Here is a 1,097-nt window from a genome sequence, read left to right as displayed (position 1 = left end):
CATTCATGACAACCTGAAAAAGGCGCTCTGCATGAAGGCGCTAGTAAAACAGCTTGAGACTACAACTCGCACCTTGCATCATGGATTCGTCGAAACATTTGGAATTTCGCCGATCGCTTACATTCGAAATTTAAGACTCGCCAATGTCCGTCGAGACTTGATCCGTAACACTTGGCCAACGGTTACCGAAACCGCAATGCACTGGAACTTTCAGCATCTCAGTCGGTTTTCCAAGGCCTACCAGGATGCTTATGGTGTGACACCCTCAGAAACCACCAGGCGCAACGCTGCAAAACTGGCGGCACCCAACCGCTGAGTATTATAAATGGCAAGATAACGCCACTTATGCGGTCTGCTGCAGGCGCTCTCCATTCCCGGCAACAAGCGCAAAGCCTGGACGACGTAATCTTCAAAAAATAACAATCAATAATTTTCATCCATCAATCTGAACCATCAACATTGCTTACTTCTAACTCAAGGGGGTAAGCATGCGCTACCGATTAAACTCATTGCCACTMAAACAAAAAATTATCTTTTGTCTTGTCGCCTATTTATGTGGCTTGGCACTGGCCTGGTTGATTGACTATTCACAAACGCACCTTTAAATCTTCAAGCTGCCCCCACTAGGTTGAAGTCATGTATTTCGGAGTTTTTTATGATTGCGGCGTATAAAGCATTGCTTGGAAAGCACACGTCAGCTTTATGCGCAACGGCTGCAGCGGGTTCGGTCGCATGGTTTTGTGCCGGGGATTTTGCCGAGCATCTGGTTCTCGGATGGAAGTTATTCATTACCTTGGCGTTTATGCTGGGAGTGTTGCTCTACAGCGCACGAAAGATTCAAAGGTATTACACCTCAACCGCTGTTCAGCTTCGCAAGGCCATAAGGGCGAACGAGCTGGATGTTCACTACCAACCTATCGTTGATTTGCGGACGGGTATCCTGGTCGGTGCCGAATCACTTACTCGCTGGTGCTGAAAAGGAACCACTATTGCGACCCACGTATTCATCGCGGCGGCAGAGAAGTCCGACTTGATCTGCGAGCTTACGCGCTCGTTCATACGCCGGGTTGCGGAGGATTACTGCACCTATCTATGGG

General features: G+C 48.5%; 2 protein-coding genes. Both read left to right on the top strand.

Features of this window, described 5'->3' with window-relative positions; all coding sequences use genetic code 11:
• Positions 1-316, top strand: a 316-nt coding sequence (locus AC1DSG_RS31325) for a helix-turn-helix domain-containing protein (protein ID WP_477794317.1), incomplete at its 5' end; no start/stop codon positions are given.
• 339 nt (positions 317-655) lie between these two features.
• The gene (locus tag AC1DSG_RS31320) at positions 656-976 is read left to right on the top strand and encodes an EAL domain-containing protein (protein ID WP_477794316.1); all 321 of its coding nucleotides are present in this window, start codon (positions 656-658) and stop codon (positions 974-976) included.
• Positions 977-1,097: the final 121 nt, after the last annotated feature.

It is taken from the genome of Pseudomonas sp. P5_A12, assembly GCF_056400685.1.
This window is presented reverse-complemented; position numbering and strand designations above follow the sequence as displayed.